Annotated in this window: 13 protein-coding genes and 5 pseudogenes; 3 read left to right on the top strand and 15 right to left on the bottom strand. The window is 59.9% G+C overall.

What is annotated here, in order from left to right:
- Window positions 1-8: 8 nt before the first annotated feature.
- On the bottom strand, window positions 9-1,574 hold the full coding sequence (locus ACK9YZ_RS32600; RefSeq protein WP_416067560.1) for a Fic family protein: 1,566 nt from the start codon (window positions 1,572-1,574) through the stop codon (window positions 9-11).
- 344 nt (window positions 1,575-1,918) lie between these two features.
- Window positions 1,919-2,461, bottom strand: a pseudogene (locus ACK9YZ_RS32595) (IS6 family transposase); the annotation flags it as partial.
- Between the two features lie 56 nt (window positions 2,462-2,517).
- On the opposite strand from ACK9YZ_RS32595, the gene ACK9YZ_RS32590 reads away from it, so the two are divergent.
- Entirely contained in the window at window positions 2,518-3,219 is a 702-nt protein-coding gene (locus ACK9YZ_RS32590; RefSeq protein ID WP_416067559.1) for an IS6 family transposase, read from the top strand.
- A gap of 56 nt (window positions 3,220-3,275) precedes the next feature.
- Window positions 3,276-3,380: pseudogene (locus ACK9YZ_RS32585) on the top strand (GntR family transcriptional regulator); the annotation flags it as partial.
- Between the two features lie 147 nt (window positions 3,381-3,527).
- On the opposite strand, the gene ACK9YZ_RS32580 reads toward ACK9YZ_RS32585, so the two are convergent.
- Entirely contained in the window at window positions 3,528-3,839 is a 312-nt protein-coding gene (locus tag ACK9YZ_RS32580) for a type II toxin-antitoxin system RelE/ParE family toxin (RefSeq protein WP_416067558.1), read from the bottom strand.
- Entirely contained in the window at window positions 3,836-4,087 is a 252-nt protein-coding gene (locus ACK9YZ_RS32575) for an antitoxin (protein WP_416067557.1), read from the bottom strand. Before ACK9YZ_RS32575 ends, ACK9YZ_RS32580 begins: the two co-directional genes overlap by 4 nt.
- A 65-nt stretch (window positions 4,088-4,152) precedes the next feature.
- Between ACK9YZ_RS32575 and ACK9YZ_RS32570 the strand changes: the two are divergent.
- Window positions 4,153-4,372 (top strand): annotated as a pseudogene (locus ACK9YZ_RS32570) (transposase); the annotation flags it as partial.
- On the opposite strand, the pseudogene ACK9YZ_RS32565 reads toward ACK9YZ_RS32570, so the two are convergent.
- The 11 genes and pseudogenes from ACK9YZ_RS32565 to ACK9YZ_RS32515 form a co-directional block, all read right to left on the bottom strand.
- Window positions 4,373-4,483: pseudogene (locus ACK9YZ_RS32565) on the bottom strand (LysR family transcriptional regulator); the annotation flags it as partial.
- Between the two features lie 345 nt (window positions 4,484-4,828).
- A complete protein-coding gene (locus tag ACK9YZ_RS32560; RefSeq protein ID WP_416067556.1) occupies window positions 4,829-6,145 on the bottom strand; it encodes a M20 family metallopeptidase in 1,317 nt (438 codons plus the stop codon).
- A gap of 3 nt (window positions 6,146-6,148) precedes the next feature.
- The gene (locus ACK9YZ_RS32555) at window positions 6,149-7,105 is read right to left on the bottom strand and encodes an ABC transporter permease (RefSeq protein WP_416067555.1); all 957 of its coding nucleotides are present in this window, start codon (window positions 7,103-7,105) and stop codon (window positions 6,149-6,151) included.
- The gene (locus ACK9YZ_RS32550) at window positions 7,105-8,028 is read right to left on the bottom strand and encodes an ABC transporter permease (protein WP_416067554.1); all 924 of its coding nucleotides are present in this window, start codon (window positions 8,026-8,028) and stop codon (window positions 7,105-7,107) included. Before ACK9YZ_RS32550 ends, ACK9YZ_RS32555 begins: the two co-directional genes overlap by 1 nt.
- A gap of 59 nt (window positions 8,029-8,087) precedes the next feature.
- Window positions 8,088-9,074 carry an autoinducer 2 ABC transporter substrate-binding protein gene (locus tag ACK9YZ_RS32545; protein WP_416067553.1) on the bottom strand — a complete coding sequence of 329 codons (987 nt, stop codon included), beginning with the start codon at window positions 9,072-9,074 and terminating at the stop codon, window positions 8,088-8,090.
- Window positions 9,075-9,107: 33 nt separating this feature from the next.
- Complete coding sequence (locus ACK9YZ_RS32540; protein WP_216759589.1) at window positions 9,108-9,878, bottom strand: ATP-binding cassette domain-containing protein; 771 nt, start codon at window positions 9,876-9,878, stop codon at window positions 9,108-9,110.
- Window positions 9,879-9,901: 23 nt separating this feature from the next.
- A complete protein-coding gene (locus ACK9YZ_RS32535) occupies window positions 9,902-10,672 on the bottom strand; it encodes a glutamine amidotransferase (protein WP_416067552.1) in 771 nt (256 codons plus the stop codon).
- 42 nt (window positions 10,673-10,714) lie between these two features.
- Window positions 10,715-11,896: a carbohydrate kinase family protein gene (locus tag ACK9YZ_RS32530; RefSeq protein WP_216759591.1), complete on the bottom strand. Its 1,182-nt coding sequence runs from the start codon at window positions 11,894-11,896 to the stop codon at window positions 10,715-10,717.
- A gap of 250 nt (window positions 11,897-12,146) precedes the next feature.
- A pseudogene (locus tag ACK9YZ_RS32525) lies at window positions 12,147-12,707 on the bottom strand (IS630 family transposase); the annotation flags it as partial.
- A gap of 169 nt (window positions 12,708-12,876) precedes the next feature.
- Window positions 12,877-13,620 carry a glycerophosphodiester phosphodiesterase family protein gene (locus ACK9YZ_RS32520; protein ID WP_416067551.1) on the bottom strand — a complete coding sequence of 248 codons (744 nt, stop codon included), beginning with the start codon at window positions 13,618-13,620 and terminating at the stop codon, window positions 12,877-12,879.
- Window positions 13,621-13,651: 31 nt separating this feature from the next.
- The gene (locus ACK9YZ_RS32515) at window positions 13,652-14,530 is read right to left on the bottom strand and encodes an ABC transporter permease (RefSeq protein WP_416067550.1); all 879 of its coding nucleotides are present in this window, start codon (window positions 14,528-14,530) and stop codon (window positions 13,652-13,654) included.
- Window positions 14,531-14,538: the final 8 nt, after the last annotated feature.

Below are 14,538 nucleotides of genomic sequence, written 5' to 3'. Positions count from 1 at the left end.
ATCCACCTTCAAAGCCCACATTTCGTTAAGTTGACGATGCCTGCCTTGCTCATCGACCAAGAGGTGCGCTCCGCGATGAATTCCGCGAACGGTTTGACGTTCATGTGGACGCTCGCCTGTTCAAGGCCGGCCAAATAAGTTGACCGATCCTCAACCCTAACCACTGCCCATGGAAACCCACCCGAGGCGAACATGGCGTTCATCAGGAAGCGCGCCATCCGTCCGTTGCCGTCAGGATAGGGATGAACATAGCCTATCAACCAGTGGCCAAGGACTGCCCTAACCGCTGGCTCGCTTTCCTTCTCCAGTAGATCGAACAGGGTCTCCATTCCATCCGGAACCGCTTCGGAACGCGGTGGTACATGCCATGATCCGCGAAGATATACAGGGTGGTTTCGATAGCCCGCGAGGGCGCTGGGTTTCAGGATACCTGCGGCGACCGAGGGACCGAACAGTTCGCGGTACCAATCCCTATGTTGCTTACGGATAACGGCTCCTGACGGTGCACCGCGGAGAATCTCCGCAACAGATTCCTTCACGCTCTGAAATGCCTGCCAATAACCGCGTGCTGCCAGGGCGTCCCGGTTTTGCCTATCCTGCTGATCCACATCCGGAGCCCACGTACCAGCGCGCACGCGATCAATGAGTTCCGGAGTAACGCTGTATCCTTCGATCGAAAGTGAATGGTATGCGTCGTTCTTGTATATGTCCTCGACCGATTTCATGAAAGCGACGGTGTCCGAGGGAAGTCCGGGTGCAGCAGGAAAGACATCGAGGACCGCCTGACGCTGGCTTTCCCATATAGCATTGAGACGCGCCACAATGGGAGATTCACCGACAGCTAAGGTGGAGACTTTCTGGTTTTGATCGAACGGGTCGGTCTCTCTAACGTCGTACATCGCGCCTTTCATCGTTTTCAAGATATCGTCGGCGAACTCGCCTTTTCCTATGCGCCGAAATGCCCCGGCCAGACGGCCTGCCACCGCCGAGTGCCCTCCGTCGAGTAATCGACCGAGGACACCCGACACATCACGCATGGATTTCAGCACGATCTGGGCTTCGATAGGTGATCTTTGGAAAAACGCTTCAGTAACTTTTACCAGGGCGGCGTCCGCAGTATAGAACCTCAATCCGTTTTTCTCGACGAGATCCTCGCGCGGTGGCATTTGCTTGGTCTTGAGATCGTAGATGGATGTGCCAAAAAGCAGTGATATATTGTTGCCCGTTGCCTTTGGACTGTTGACAATCACCTGGGGCGGAATCGCAGTTGCTTCTGCGTGGAATAGCATCGATTGTTCCGGTGACAGATGCCATTCCCGTCCAAAGCGGTCGTTGCAGTAGAGGGAGCAGAACTCCCAGAATGAAGCGTACCAAAGGGTTGTGTCGCCGTCTTGGGACTGGGGTCCCGTTGACATTTGCCAGCCGCGGATGACTTCTTGGAGAAATCCGCTCCGTGTAAGGCGCTCTCGGTGTAGTCGGCTGAACTCGTCGGACTTGAATATTCGACGCCCGCCATCCTGCAACGTTTTGAGGGCTTGCAGGGCTTCAGCCAACTTTTCATTTGGTGTAGCCATTTTGGTTCTCACGACCATGTAGTTGTTGCGCGAACTCGCAATGCCGCGTCTCATAAGGCAATGCCCGCGTCATTGCACGTTTTTGATGCCGTTTAGTTGCGCGTTTTTAACGTTGAGTCAATACGCGTTCAATATGATGATTTAATAAACGTTTTTGATGATGAGTCATAACGCGTTTTTGGTGCCGCGATTCACCGCAGCACTTCATGTCGATCTAAGCAGCCTGCATCAAGATGCGAGAGTGAGATGGTGGTGATTGGATTCTTACGGCGATGGATTGAACATCGGCGAGGGGGCGTAGCCTTAAGCTGGGACAGGGTGCGCGTCTGGCATCGTGTCAGCCTTCACGCGTTGATTGACATAGTGATCTGCCGCCATGTTGCGTTGGCGTTGGAGCGAAGCTGGCGGTGATCTGTTGCGGTCAGGTGTTTGCGGTGAAGAAGAAAGAGATTGGCGACTTGGCCATGGGTCGAGATGAAACGCTGGCATTGCCGCGCCTACTTGAAGCGCATCATGCGCCGTTCCCGTCGTCGCACGGGAAGATGTGAATTCTCGGCGCGGTTGTTGATGCCTTTATGTGACCGATGCTCGACGCCCGGCATCAATTCGGACTTGGCGGCAGAATAGGACCGCAGCTTGTCGGTGACCATAACCCGTGGGGTGGTACCCTGACCCTTGAGCAGTTTGCGCATCAGCCGAAGGGCTGCCCGCTTGTTTCTGCGGCTTTGCAGCAGGGCATCGAGGACGTAGCCGTTGGCATCGACAGCGCGCCACAGCCAGTATTTCTTCCCCTTGATCGTCACCACCATCTCATCAAGCTGCCATTTATCAGCAAATTGACCGCGGGACCGTCGACGAAGCTGATGAGCGAATTTGAGGCCGAACTTCGCAGCCGGCATCGTCAACTTAACGAAATGTGGGCTTTGAAGGTGGATCCTGGGGTATGACCGCCCTTGACCCACTCTACCGCCGCCATCGTTTTCCCGCCGACATCATCGCCCACGCGGTCTGGCTTTATATCCGCTTCCCTCTGAGCCTGCGGATGGTCGAGGATATGCTGGCGGCGCGAGGCATCCTTGTCTCGCATCAAACGGTGCGACTGTGGGCAGAGAAATTTGGCCGTAGTTTTGCCAACGAGATCCACCGCCGCTCGTCCGGCCAGTTCGGCGATAAATGGCACCTCGACGAGGCCGTCATTTCGATCCGAGGCAAGAAGCATTGGTTGTGGCGCGCCGTTGATGAGAATGGTTTCGTTCTGGAGGTTCTCGTACAAAGCCGCCGTAACGCCAAGGCGGCCAAGCGCCTGATGCGCAAGCTGTTGAAAAGCCATGGCCGGGCGCCACGCGTGATGGTTACCGACAAGCTTCGCTCCTACGGCGCCGCAAAGCGGGAAATCATGCCCGGCGTCGAGCATCGCTCCCACAAAGGCCTCAACAATCGGGCAGAAAACTCCCACCAGCCTGTCCGACGACGAGAACGGATCATGAAGGGCTCCAAGTCACCGCGACATTTGCAACGCTTCGTGTCCATTCACGATCCGATCGCTAATCTGTTCAACATCCCCCGTCACGACATTTCATCCAGCCACCATCGCGAACTACGCGCAGCGACCATGAGCATGTGGGCCGAAATCGCTCGGATATAATCGGGGAGTCCAGCAGGAGCAGTACCTGTCACTTGGCGGACGTTAAGTTTACGATGCCCTTGATGGATCACCATCTTGCGGACATCGAGGGACGGGTGCGGCTGACGGAGGGACAAGGCGATCGGCACACGTTTATGGCGGTTCTGGAGAACTTTTCCTAAGCACCGAGAGCGAGCGAAGTGGCACTCTCTATTTCTTTCAATGCGATGGCCGCCTCGAAGGGATCAGAACTTGCGCGCCCCTTTTTGACCAAGCGATAACAACGATTTATCGGTCTTGCGCTCAGGAATCTCGCCTCCGTCCAAACATCATTCGTTCAGACGATCAACCAAACGCGTCATGAGATCCATTCGTTCATGAAGAATCGCCATGATGAGGGCAGGCGCATCCTCTCGAGGCAGACAAAAGACGTAGTGATGCTGGCATCGCGCCATTCGTAACGCCGGATAAAGCGCGCTCATATCCTTGAACGGAGCTTCGCCCTCGGCAAGGTTTGCGATACCTCGCTCCAAAGCCGAGACGTAGCGGCGTACCTGGGCGGCACTCCATTGCGCACGTGTGTAGCGGATTACCGAGCGTAGATCCGCTTCCGCCTCTGCAGTAAGAATGTAGGCCGTCAAGCACGACCCTCGGCAATCTCCTCGTCGAGGATCTCACCTACGGTTTTGGTCGACACTTTTCCGGCGAGCCCCTCATTGACGCGCGTGTTCATCAACGTCTTCAACTCCTCCCAGGCTCGTTCTCCGTCTGTGTCACCGGGAAAGAGGCGCTCAAGTGCATACTGCTTGATTGTCTTGCCCTGCAAAGCGGCCAGCGCCTTTAGGCTTTGATGTTGTTGGTCCGTTATGTCGATCGTCAATCGGCTCATCTAACGTGCTCCTGAACTGAGAAAACCCACATTAGCACATATGTGGGTATGTGTGTAGCGACCCCATAAATCTCCGGACAGAGGTGCTGTCCGGCCCTGAGCGCCGCCGCCGGTGGCCGACCACGAAGAAGCTCGCGATAATCCGCGAACTACGAGCCTGATGTCACAGTCAGCATCGTTGCTCGGCGTCATGGCATTCAGCCGAACCACTTGTTCGCCTGGCGCAAACTTGCGGTGCAGGGTGCGCTGACGGCCATTGCATCGCAGGAAGAAGTCGTCCCGGCGCGTGCCGGCGGCCAGGTCGGCGCTGACAAGCGACAAGGGTAACTGCGCCACGCCCACACCGGCGCGAACGGCGTCGCTAACCATCATGAACGACGAAAGGCTTAATACCGGTCGCTCGATCCCTCATCCAAATCGACAAGCAAGTTTCAAAGGATAGCAATTGCCACTTGTTCCGATTGCAACAACGGCAGCTCTGACGACACCGCACATTTTAGGAACGTCATACTGGTAGCCGGATTACCCAACGCTGCGGTGAGCGAGTTGTGGAACGGCAACCATCCCATCTTGTTCTGACCCCAATATTGTCGGGAAGACGGTCAATCAACGGCCTGTCACCTGGCTGCCCCGGGGCCGTGTCGGCGCTGAGGCGACCTGGCGGCGTTCGAAACCGCCGCCAGCAGCTTGTAGTTTAACGTCCTGGATGGCTATTCCGCCGGCCTAGGGAACTTTAGCCGTTCAGCGGCACCATTCCTCGATCGCTAAGGCGATCGCCTTGGTGCAATCGATGAGATCACGGACCGAGACGCGTTCATTCGGCTGATGCGACAGAGCTGGATCGCCCGGGCCGAAGTTTACCGTCGGCGTGTTGCCAAGGCCGGTCGGCAGACCGATATCGCTATGGGCACCGAAGCCGGAGAGGACCGGATCGAGATCAGCCGTCTCCACCGCGTTCTGGAAGATGCCGATGAAAGAGCTGTCGGCCGGGATCTCTGCGCAATCGGCATCGAGAATCCATTCTACCCGAGCTGGATGCGCGCGCAGGTAGGGATCTGCCTGGCACACATGCCGCACATGCTCTTCAATCTCACGCTTGACCTTGCCGCCGAGGCCGAATTCGTCCTTTTCGCTTGGAAGATATTGCGCGTCGATGATGATCTCCGCGCGACCGGCCATCGACGACGGATGTTCGCCCGCCGACATCTGGGTGACGATGATCTGGTTCGGCAGATCCATCAGCGGGTGGTTCTTCCTGGGATCGAACATCCAGCGACGATTGAGGATGTCGATACCGTCAAGCATCTGGCGGCAAAGCTGGACCGCGTCGACGGGACCGCTGGAATACCACGCATTCGGCGTCAGCTCAGCATGGCCGCCGATGCCGTCGATGATGATCTTGCCCCACAGGATTCCATGGCACAGCGGCGCGATCTTGTTGCCGGTCGGCTCGGTCATGATACCGGCGTCCGCCTTGAAGCCACGATCGACCATTGCAAGCGAACCCATGCCGCCGATTTCCTCGTCGACAACGGTCGTAAAGACGATGTCTCCCGAAAGCGGTACTTTCAACTCCTTCAGGATCTCGACCGCCATCAGCATGCAGGCAACGCCACCCTTCATGTCGACGGTGCCGCGACCATGAAGGAAACCTTCTTTAAGGACCGGGTCGAAGGGATCGGTCGCCCAATGATCGATGGCACCCGGCGGAACGACGTCGATATGGCCTGTCAACATGATCGAGCGGCCTCCACCGATGCCGGCAAGCGTACCGCCGAGATTGGGCCGGCCTTCGAAGGTACGTCCTTTGTTGGCACCTGGCCGGCCTTCATACTTGGCATAAAGTGCCGGACCGTCCGGATCCCAGAGATCGGTAGTAAAACCCAGCTTTTCCAAGCGCTTCTGCAGATAAAGCTGGCAGTCGCGCTCGCCGGGACCGGCCTCCTTCGGGTTTGATTTGACGACGGAGGGAAAGCGGACGAGGTCGCTCAAGGTCGCGACGATCTTGTCCGAGCGCGCTTCGACGAGCCCGGCGATGGTCTGTTGCAGTGAGGTCATATTTTATCTCCAGCGTTGGGAAAGGCGTTCGGCAAGCAGGACGAAGATCAGCAGGCAGCCGACGATGCCCACCTGCCAGACGGTGTTGACGCCAAGCTGCAAAAGGCTCGTCTGCAGGGTGACGAGCAGCATCACGGCTGCGAGCACGCCGCCGACGCCGCCGCGTCCTCCCGTGATGAGGATGCCGCCAAGCATGGCTGCAGTTAGTGATGCCAGTTCGAGATTCTGGCCAATATTCGGCCGACCGCTTCCGAGCCAGGCGATTGAAACAAGCCCGGCGGCACCGCAAAGCAAACCACTTGCCGCATAGATAATCATGCGGGCGCGATCGACCGCGATGCCGGTCAGCCGCGCGGACCTTTCGTTGAAGCCCATCGCATAGATCCATCTGCCCCAGGCAGTTCCATTGAGAAGTATTGCCGTGGCGATAAAGGCGGGAAGAGCAATGGTCAGGAACGGAAGGGGGAAGCCGGCCACGATGCCCCGCCCCCAGACAAGCAGCCAGTCCGGCACGCCTGACTGCGCAGCACCACCTGTCACAGCAAGCGCCAGGCCCGAATAGATGAAGAAGGTCCCGAGCGTGGCGATCAGTGGTAAAATGGCAAGGCGTGTCACGAGCCAGCCGTTGATCAAGCCCAGGACTGTTCCGAATAGGAGACAGAGGAAAGGCAGCAACCCCGGCGGCAAGCCGAGCCGGACGAGCATCAGGCTGGCGACAGCCGTCAACGACACGATACTGCCGACCGAGAGATCGATGCCGGCGCCTCCGGCAAGCACGACAAGCGCCTGACCGAGCGAGGCGAGCGCCAGGATGGTCGAGAATTGCAGCACGGTGGAGACCGTCGAGACATTGAGCGTCGATGGCTGCAAGACGGCGACCCCGGCCACGAGGACGATCCACAATGCCACAAGGATGGAAAGGATCAGATGGGTACCCTGCAACGTGCATCGGTTCTTCATCACTTCGCCCACTTGATATCGGAGAATTTCAATCGATGGGCCATGACCTCGAAGGCAAGCGTCCCGATGAGGAGAGCGCCGGTCACCACCGGCTGCCACAACGAGGGCACGCCGATCAGCAGCAGCCCGTTCTGCAATATGCGCAGCAGGAGCACGCCGAACACCGTGCCGACGAGGCTACATTTGCCGCCGAGGATGCTGGTGCCGCCGAGCACGACGGCAGCGACCGCATCAAGAGCCAGATTGCTGCCGATCGACATTTCGACATTGCGGTAGGTGCCGACATAGAAGGTGGCAGCAAGCCCCGTCAGTGCTCCGGCGATGACGAAGACAGCGCAGCGGACTCTGACGACCGCAACGCCTGAAAGTCGTGCCTTGTCTTCCGAATTGCCGATCGAGAGCAGATGCAGACCGAAGGGTGTCCGCCGCAGCACTAGCCAGATGACAAGATAGGCAAGCACGATGACGATCGCGTTCAGCGGTATGCCGGCAAGCGAGACCGACAGGAAGTCCGTCAGAGATTTCGGCAGGCCTGAGAGCCACTGCCCGCCCAGAAGCACGAATATGCCGGTGCGGTAGACCCCGAGCAACCCGAGTGTGCCGACGATCGCCGGAATGCGACCAAGCACGACCACCGAGGCCGTAACCAGCCCGAGCAAGGCGCCGACAACAGGCCCCGACAGGGCGACCACAAGAGGCGGAAATCCGGCGCCAAGGCCGCGACCGATGGCGATCGCGGCGAGGCCCATGACGACACCGATGGAAACATCGATGCCGCCGATGGCAAGGATCAACGTCATCCCCAGACCCGACAGCAGCAATTCCACGCTATTGCGCAGTATTGTGCCGGCGTTCGCGAAGGATGCGAAATAGGGCGATGCGAGGGAGAAGATGGCCACCGCCACGAGGATCGCGGCGAGCAAGCACCACTCCCGGGCACTCATGGACGTATTGCTACCGATCAGACGTCGCATCGCTCTGCTCAGAAGTTGAACTTGTCGACGTTGTCAGCGGTAAAGACTGCCGGCGGTCCCAGCAGGAGGATGCCCTTCTTGGCGTCATAGGAGACCGGCTCATCGAAGCTCGGAACCTTGTTTTCAGCCTCGAACGACTTGCCGTCGACGAGCTGCTTGCCGGCCCAGACCGTCAGATAGCCGAGCTTTTCCGGATCCCAGAGGACGGTGAAGCCGAAGGCGCCGCTCTTCAGATAGCTGCGGGCGGTATTCGGGCTGCAATAGCCGGTCCCGATGACGGAACCGATCTTGCCTGCCGTCTCTATTGCCTGGGCGACGCCCGGGCATGTCGAGGAGGCGACGCCAATGATTCCCTTCAGATCGGGATTTGCCGTCATCATGTCGCCGGCGATCTGGGCGGCGCGCTCGGCGGTGCCGCCGGCATATTGGGGCGGCAGAAGCGTCAGCTTTGGATATTTGATCTTGGCTTCCTCCTGCATGAAGCCGATCCATGCATTCAGGTTCGATGCAGTCGCCTCTCCCGAGACGATGCCGATCTTGGCATCCGGCCCGACCCGCTTGACCAGCTCATCGATGATGGTGTTGCCGAGACCCTGGTCCGTCGCCTGAGCGACATAGACGGCGCGGCCGCTGTCGGGCGCGTCGCTATCGCTGGTGAAAAGCTTGATCTTCTTCGCTTCGGCCGCCTTGACGACCGGGGCAATGCTTGACGCATCGAGCACGCTGACGGAAATGGCGTTGACGCCCTTGTCTATCAGGCTCTGAACGATCTGAAGCTGATCGACCGGATTGGTGTCGACAGGGCCGGTATAGACGAAGTCGACGCCGAGATCCTTGGCGGCGCGATTTCCGCCGTCCTGCATAGCGTTGAAATAGGGAATGCCGACAAGCTGGGGCACGAATGCGACCTTTGGCTTGTCCGCTGCGAAAACGGCGGTTGCGGTGACGAGCGTGAAGGCTGAAATCGTCAGCGTCTTGGTGATGCGATTGAACATGGTTTCTGATCCTCTGGAAGTGACGCGCATTTTTTAGTTTGTTTTTTCAAGCGCCCGCACGTCGGGATGGGCGCCTGTTATGAGGGAGACGATCTCTTCTGGATCGGTGGTATCGCGCCTGCGTTCCGCGACCTTGCGGCCGCGGCGGAAGACGACCATCCGGTCGGCGACTTCGAAGACATCGGAAATGTTGTGGCTGATGATGACGACGGCGCAGCCGCGCTGGGCGAGCTTGCGGGTCAGCGACAGCACCTTACGGGTTTCGGCGACGGCGAGCGCTGCCGTCGGCTCATCCATGATGACCAACTTGGCGTCGAGATTGAGCGCCCTGCAAATGGCGACCGCCTGGCGTTGCCCGCCGGACAGGCTGCCGACGGCCGCGTTCGGATCGGAGATATGCGCATCCAGTTCATCGATCAGATTGTCGACGCGCTGACGCATTTCCCGGCGGCGCAGAAAGGGAATGCCGAGGACCGACCGCTTCAGTTCGCGCCCGAGAAAGACGTTCTCGGCGATCGAGAGATTTTCCGAAAGGGCGAGTTCCTGGAAGATCGTCGCGATGCCGGCGGTGGCGGCGTCCTTCGGCGAGGTGAAACTGACAGGCTTGCCCTCGATCAGCAGTTCACCGCTGGTCGGCGCGTGGGCGCCTGCCAGGACCTTGACGAAGGTCGATTTGCCGGCGCCGTTGTCGCCGAGCAACGCCAGCACCTCGCCCGCGTGGATATCCACATCTACGTCAGCCAGAGCGGTCAGTCCGCCAAAGCGCTTTCCTATTCCGGCGGCTCTGAGGAGGGGATCTGTCATGTCGGTTTGCTCCTTTTCGTCCGCTAGATCGACTTCACGGCCCAGCGCAGGATGTTGAGCCAAAGCGTCGCGTAGCCCGGCCAGGCGACAAAGCTGTTTGGCAGCCAGTGTGGTCCGATATCGGAAGTCCAGGCGACTGTGCGGCCCTTGCCGTGGGAACCCGTGACCAGCAGCGGGTGCGAGCCCTCGTCCTGCGGCAAGGTTGCCAGCACTTCGATACCGGCGCCGTCCTTGGCGACGACCTCGTTGGCGCCAAGCAACAGCGGCCATTCACCATCAATGCCGGAAAGGATGGGATGCGACTTGCCCGTCACGATCGCCTTGAAGCCTTCCGGTACTTCCAGGCGATCGTCGTAGGGAAGGCAGGTGACGGGGAGAGCCTCCTCGACCGGCGTGCGTCGCCATCGCGCCTTGCCGTCTATGCCCTGAAAGGAGAAATAGCCGCCGGCCATAATCAGGCCGCCGCCCTTCTTCGTCCATTCGCGGATAAGCTTCAGACGGTTGGCGACAGGCTTGCCATGCAGCCACACATCCGGCGGCAACAGCAACGAATTGGCGCCGATATCGGAAAGGATAATCGCGTCATAGGACGTCAGGCCATCCATCGTGTAGGGAAACTTCTCGACGGCCTCATGCGCGGGCATGTAGTTGACGTCGAACTCGCTTCCCTTCAGGGCGGCGACGAGCGGTTCTGCACCGAGATGGAAGGTGACGCTGCCGAACTGATCGAACCCCTTGTAATGGGTAGCCGAACTTACCCAGCTTTCGCCGACCAGCAGCACTTTCTTCGTCATGAACCTCTCCTTGTCTTTGAATTGTCCGGGGTGAGCCCCGATTCAGATCGCCCGGCGCACTTCGACGGCGGACAGCAATTCCTTCAATCGTGCGGCATTGGCCGTGTAGCCCTGCGCACCTTCGGCAGTCGTGGTCAGGCTGGCGCCGATGGCTGCGTGACGCGCGGCCTCTTCCAGCGAAGCGCCATGCAGCCAAAGGCTCAGGAACACGCCGGCGAAGGCGTCGCCGGCACCGGTCGCATCGACGCGGTCGACTGGCAGCGCCGGCACTTCGATCTGCGCGCCGCCGCCCTTTCGAAAGACCGCCGCGCCGAATTCGCCGAGCGTCAGCACGATGTCGCCGCGCGTCCTGAGGCGCGAGAAGATCCGCCGGGCTTCCTCGATCATCGAGGCGAGCGGGGTGCGGATGTTGAAGATCTCGCGCAGCGTCTCGTCGTTGACGAAAGTCAGGTCGATGCGCCCGACGAGGTCGATGAATGCCTCAGGGGTGCGCGACCCCTCGGGCAGTCCGGCCGTGTGCAGGCTGACGCGCCAACCGGCATCACGGAAACGCTGGATCGAAGGGATCATGCGCTCGTAGTGAAATCCTTCGATATGAAGGCAGGACGCAACTTGCGGCGTCTCGACATCCATATTGGCGGTCAGGTCGATTTCGCTGAGTTCGAAGGTCTCGTGAATGATCGTGCGGCTGCCGTTGCCCTCGATGATGACGATCGCGCGCGGCAGGCGGTTGTTGATCGGTCGGCGGATCGGCAGCACGTTGACGCCGCGCGCCATGAGTTCGGCCAGTGCCCATTCGCTGTCGCCATCGTCGCCGACAGCGGTCGCGAGATCGACCTGCAGGGAATAATCGTCGCCGACACCGACGGCGGCGACCGCAAGATTGGCAGCCGGGCCGCCGAGAGCCTTCTCGATATGGCGGGCGGCCACCCGGTCGTCGCGATGCGGTAGAACAGGTACCCGGCATAGGTAGTCCACACATATATGTCCCACGACCAAAAGCCTTGGCAATGAGCGCGTTGACTTCATCCTCTCGGCAACACGAAGAGGTAAGGCTCTTGCGAAAAGACTCGGTCTGTAAGCTAGCTTTTGAATTGCTTGCTGGACCTTCTCACCCGTTTCCGGTCGGACGGGGACGTTACCATTGAGAAAATTCGAGACGGTGCCAAGAGAAACCCCCGCGGCACGAGCAACGTCACTTATCGTAGGGCGACCATTCCGCATAGCAGCTACTTCTCCATTGAAGCGTTTCAATGGTACAAGCGGTGCGTCACGCCGTCAAAAGAAAGAAATACTAACAAGCTGTGTTAAATGGGAAGCGCATTTCAAGAGTCGGCCTAAGCAGGCATTGATTTCCACTAGCGGGCGTTATTGAAATCATTTCAATTGGCGCTGGGGCATCGTTAACTTAACGAAGCATGGACTTGAATGTGGGATGCTAGTCGCCGCTGGATGAAAGTTCAGTGGCATGTCAGGTGCGGTCGAGCGCCTGGATCTGGCTTTTCTCGTCGACCGACAGCACGATGGCATGGGCCGGCGGGTCGACGTAGAGGCCGACAACGTCTTTGAGCTTGGCGACGAACTGCGGGTCGTTGGAGAGCTTGGAGGCCCCCCAGCGGTGGGGCTGGAGACCATGCGCCTTCCAGATGCGACGCACCGCGCTGGCGCTGACGCCCACCTCGGCCGCCATCATGTCGGCAGTCCAGTGCGTCGTCTCGCCCGGCGGGTCGGCAAGCGAAAGCGCCACCACCTGCTCGCTGATCTCCGGCCCGAGCGGCGCAATACGCGAGGGGCGCGACTTGTCGCGCAAGAGACCCTCGAAGCCTTCAGTGGCGAAGCGCTCCTGCCAGCGCCACACGCAGGTCTTCGACTTGCCAGTCTGTCGCATGATCTCGACGGTGCCGACGCCATCGGCACTCAGCAGGATGATCTCGGCGCGCCAGACGTGCTTCTGCGGCGCATTGCGATCACTGATGAGGGCTCTCAGGCGTTGGCGTTCGGTCGACGAAACGGTGAAGGCTATTCCTGTGCGCATGCGCCACACTCGCATACGCGCTCGCCAAAGGGAATCCCATACGGACTCTTATGTTAAGCGGAAACCACTAGCGCAGCTGATCGGAGACTTCGCTGCGCTGGCCGTCGTCGATCTGGATGAACTGAGCTTCCGTTTGGGTGATCCTGCCGACGCTTGGCGAGGTGAAAGCTCAGGCGCCGATGGCGGCGCGCAGTTTCAGCGCCAGATCCGGGCTGTCCGAGGTCAGGCTGCCGATTCCGCGCTCCAGCCAGTGGCGGATACCGGGCTCGTCGTTGAGGGTCCAGACGCAGAGGCGCTCCAGCGGCAGCCGGGCGCGGATCAGGTCCCATGCGGCTTCCATCAGCTCGTGGTGGATGGCGACGATCTCTACCAGCTCGTCTACGTGATCGATGAAGGCGGTGAGCCCGCCCTGCTTCTCGGCCCAGGCGGCGTTAACGGAGACGAGGCGCGAAACATCGGGCGCATGAAGGCGGCAATCCTCCAGAACGGAGGTATCGAAGGAGGTCAGGTAGGAGCGTTCCCCGACACCGAAGCGGGAAAGCTCGGCTGCAACGCGCGCGGCGATGTCAGGATAGGGCGTGCCGGTCTCGTCAATCTTGATCTCGACATGCAGGTCGATGCCTCTATTGGGGGCGAGAACTTCGAGCACTTCGCCAAGCGTCGGAATGGCCTCGTCCGTGCCTTTCAGCAGGATCCCCTTGCGGGCTTCGACCGACAGGTCCTGCACCGGGCCGGAGCCTTCGGCGGTGCGTTCCAGCGTCGCGTCGTGGATGACGACCAGTTCGCCCGAGCGCGTCAGGTGCACGTCGAATTCGATGGCGTCGACGCCGAGCGTGATAGCATTGCGGAAGCCGGTGAGCGAGTTTTCGGGCCAGAGGTTGCGGGCGCCGCGATGGCCGGTGATAAGCGTCATGGAATTTCCTTCAATAATTGTTTTCACAGTATTAGCGGATTGTCGGGTCGAGCTTGTCGCGCAGCCAGTCGCCGACAAGCGAGATCGAAAGCGTCGTCAGCATGATGACGGCGGCGGGCGCCAGCATGATCCAGGGCGCGCGCGTCAGATATTCGCGTCCGAAGCCCACCATGTTGCCAAGGCTGGTTTCCGGCGGCTGCACGCCGAGGCCGAGGAAGGAAAGACTGCTTTCCATCAGGATGATTTCGGGAAACGTCAGCGTCATGGACACGATCAGCGTCGAGGCGACGTTCGGCAGGATATGACGCAGGTAGACGCGCGAAGGCGTAGCACCGAGCTGCACCACCGCGGCCGCATAGCCCTGGGCGCCCGCGGCGATGGCTAGGCCGCGGGCGATGCGTGCATAGCGTTCCCAGCCGTAGAAACCCATGAGGCAGACGAGCAGCAGCATGGAGGAACCGAAGAAGGCGAGCACCGCCAGCGACATGATGAGGAAGGGCAGCGCGGCCTGGAAATCGGCGAGCATCAGCACCAGATGCTCCACGAAACCGCGGAACTGCGCCGCCAGGAACCCGAGCAGTGTGCCGAAGACGGCCGAGAGGATCGTCGCGCCGAAGGCGATGACGAGCGACACGCGGATCGACTGGATGAGGCGCGAAAGCACGTCGCGGCCGAGCTCGTCCGTGCCGAGCAGATGCTTGAGCCCGCCCGGCGCCGAAAGCCGGCTGCTCAGATCCATGGCCGTGATGTTGAACGGACGGATCGTGTCGGCGAAAACGGCGATCAGGACCATGGCCGCTAGCCACAGCAGGCCGAACGCCACCGACATCGGCAGGTTGCGGCGCAGGAAGGAGACGAGGCGGTTGGGCTTTCCGGAAGCCGGCGTTGCCACGAGATCGACAGGTGCCATCGGTTTTC

The organism is Rhizobium sp. ZK1 (genome assembly GCF_047782645.1).
GTDB lineage: Bacteria > Pseudomonadota > Alphaproteobacteria > Rhizobiales > Rhizobiaceae > Rhizobium.
Note: the sequence above shows the minus strand (reverse complement) of the source record. Positions and strands in the feature narration are given on the sequence as shown.

Bases quoted from the DNA above. Each gene is read 5' to 3' on its own strand.
- ACK9YZ_RS32600 (WP_416067560.1), bottom strand. From the start codon at position 1,574: ATGGCTACACCAAATGAAAAGTTGGCTGAAGCCCTGCAAGCCCTCAAA.
- ACK9YZ_RS32560 (WP_416067556.1), bottom strand. From the start codon at position 6,145: ATGACCTCACTGCAACAGACCATCGCCGGGCTCGTCGAAGCGCGCTCG.
- ACK9YZ_RS32535 (WP_416067552.1), bottom strand. From the start codon at position 10,672: ATGACGAAGAAAGTGCTGCTGGTCGGCGAAAGCTGGGTAAGTTCGGCT.
- ACK9YZ_RS32530 (WP_216759591.1), bottom strand. From the start codon at position 11,896: ATGCGGAATGGTCGCCCTACGATAAGTGACGTTGCTCGTGCCGCGGGG.
- ACK9YZ_RS32540 (WP_216759589.1), bottom strand. From the start codon at position 9,878: ATGACAGATCCCCTCCTCAGAGCCGCCGGAATAGGAAAGCGCTTTGGC.
- ACK9YZ_RS32545 (WP_416067553.1), bottom strand. From the start codon at position 9,074: ATGTTCAATCGCATCACCAAGACGCTGACGATTTCAGCCTTCACGCTC.
- ACK9YZ_RS32555 (WP_416067555.1), bottom strand. From the start codon at position 7,105: ATGAAGAACCGATGCACGTTGCAGGGTACCCATCTGATCCTTTCCATC.
- ACK9YZ_RS32520 (WP_416067551.1), bottom strand. From the start codon at position 13,620: ATGACGCTTATCACCGGCCATCGCGGCGCCCGCAACCTCTGGCCCGAA.
- ACK9YZ_RS32590 (WP_416067559.1), top strand. From the start codon at position 2,518: ATGACCGCCCTTGACCCACTCTACCGCCGCCATCGTTTTCCCGCCGAC.
- ACK9YZ_RS32575 (WP_416067557.1), bottom strand. From the start codon at position 4,087: ATGAGCCGATTGACGATCGACATAACGGACCAACAACATCAAAGCCTA.
- ACK9YZ_RS32515 (WP_416067550.1), bottom strand. From the start codon at position 14,530: ATGGCACCTGTCGATCTCGTGGCAACGCCGGCTTCCGGAAAGCCCAAC.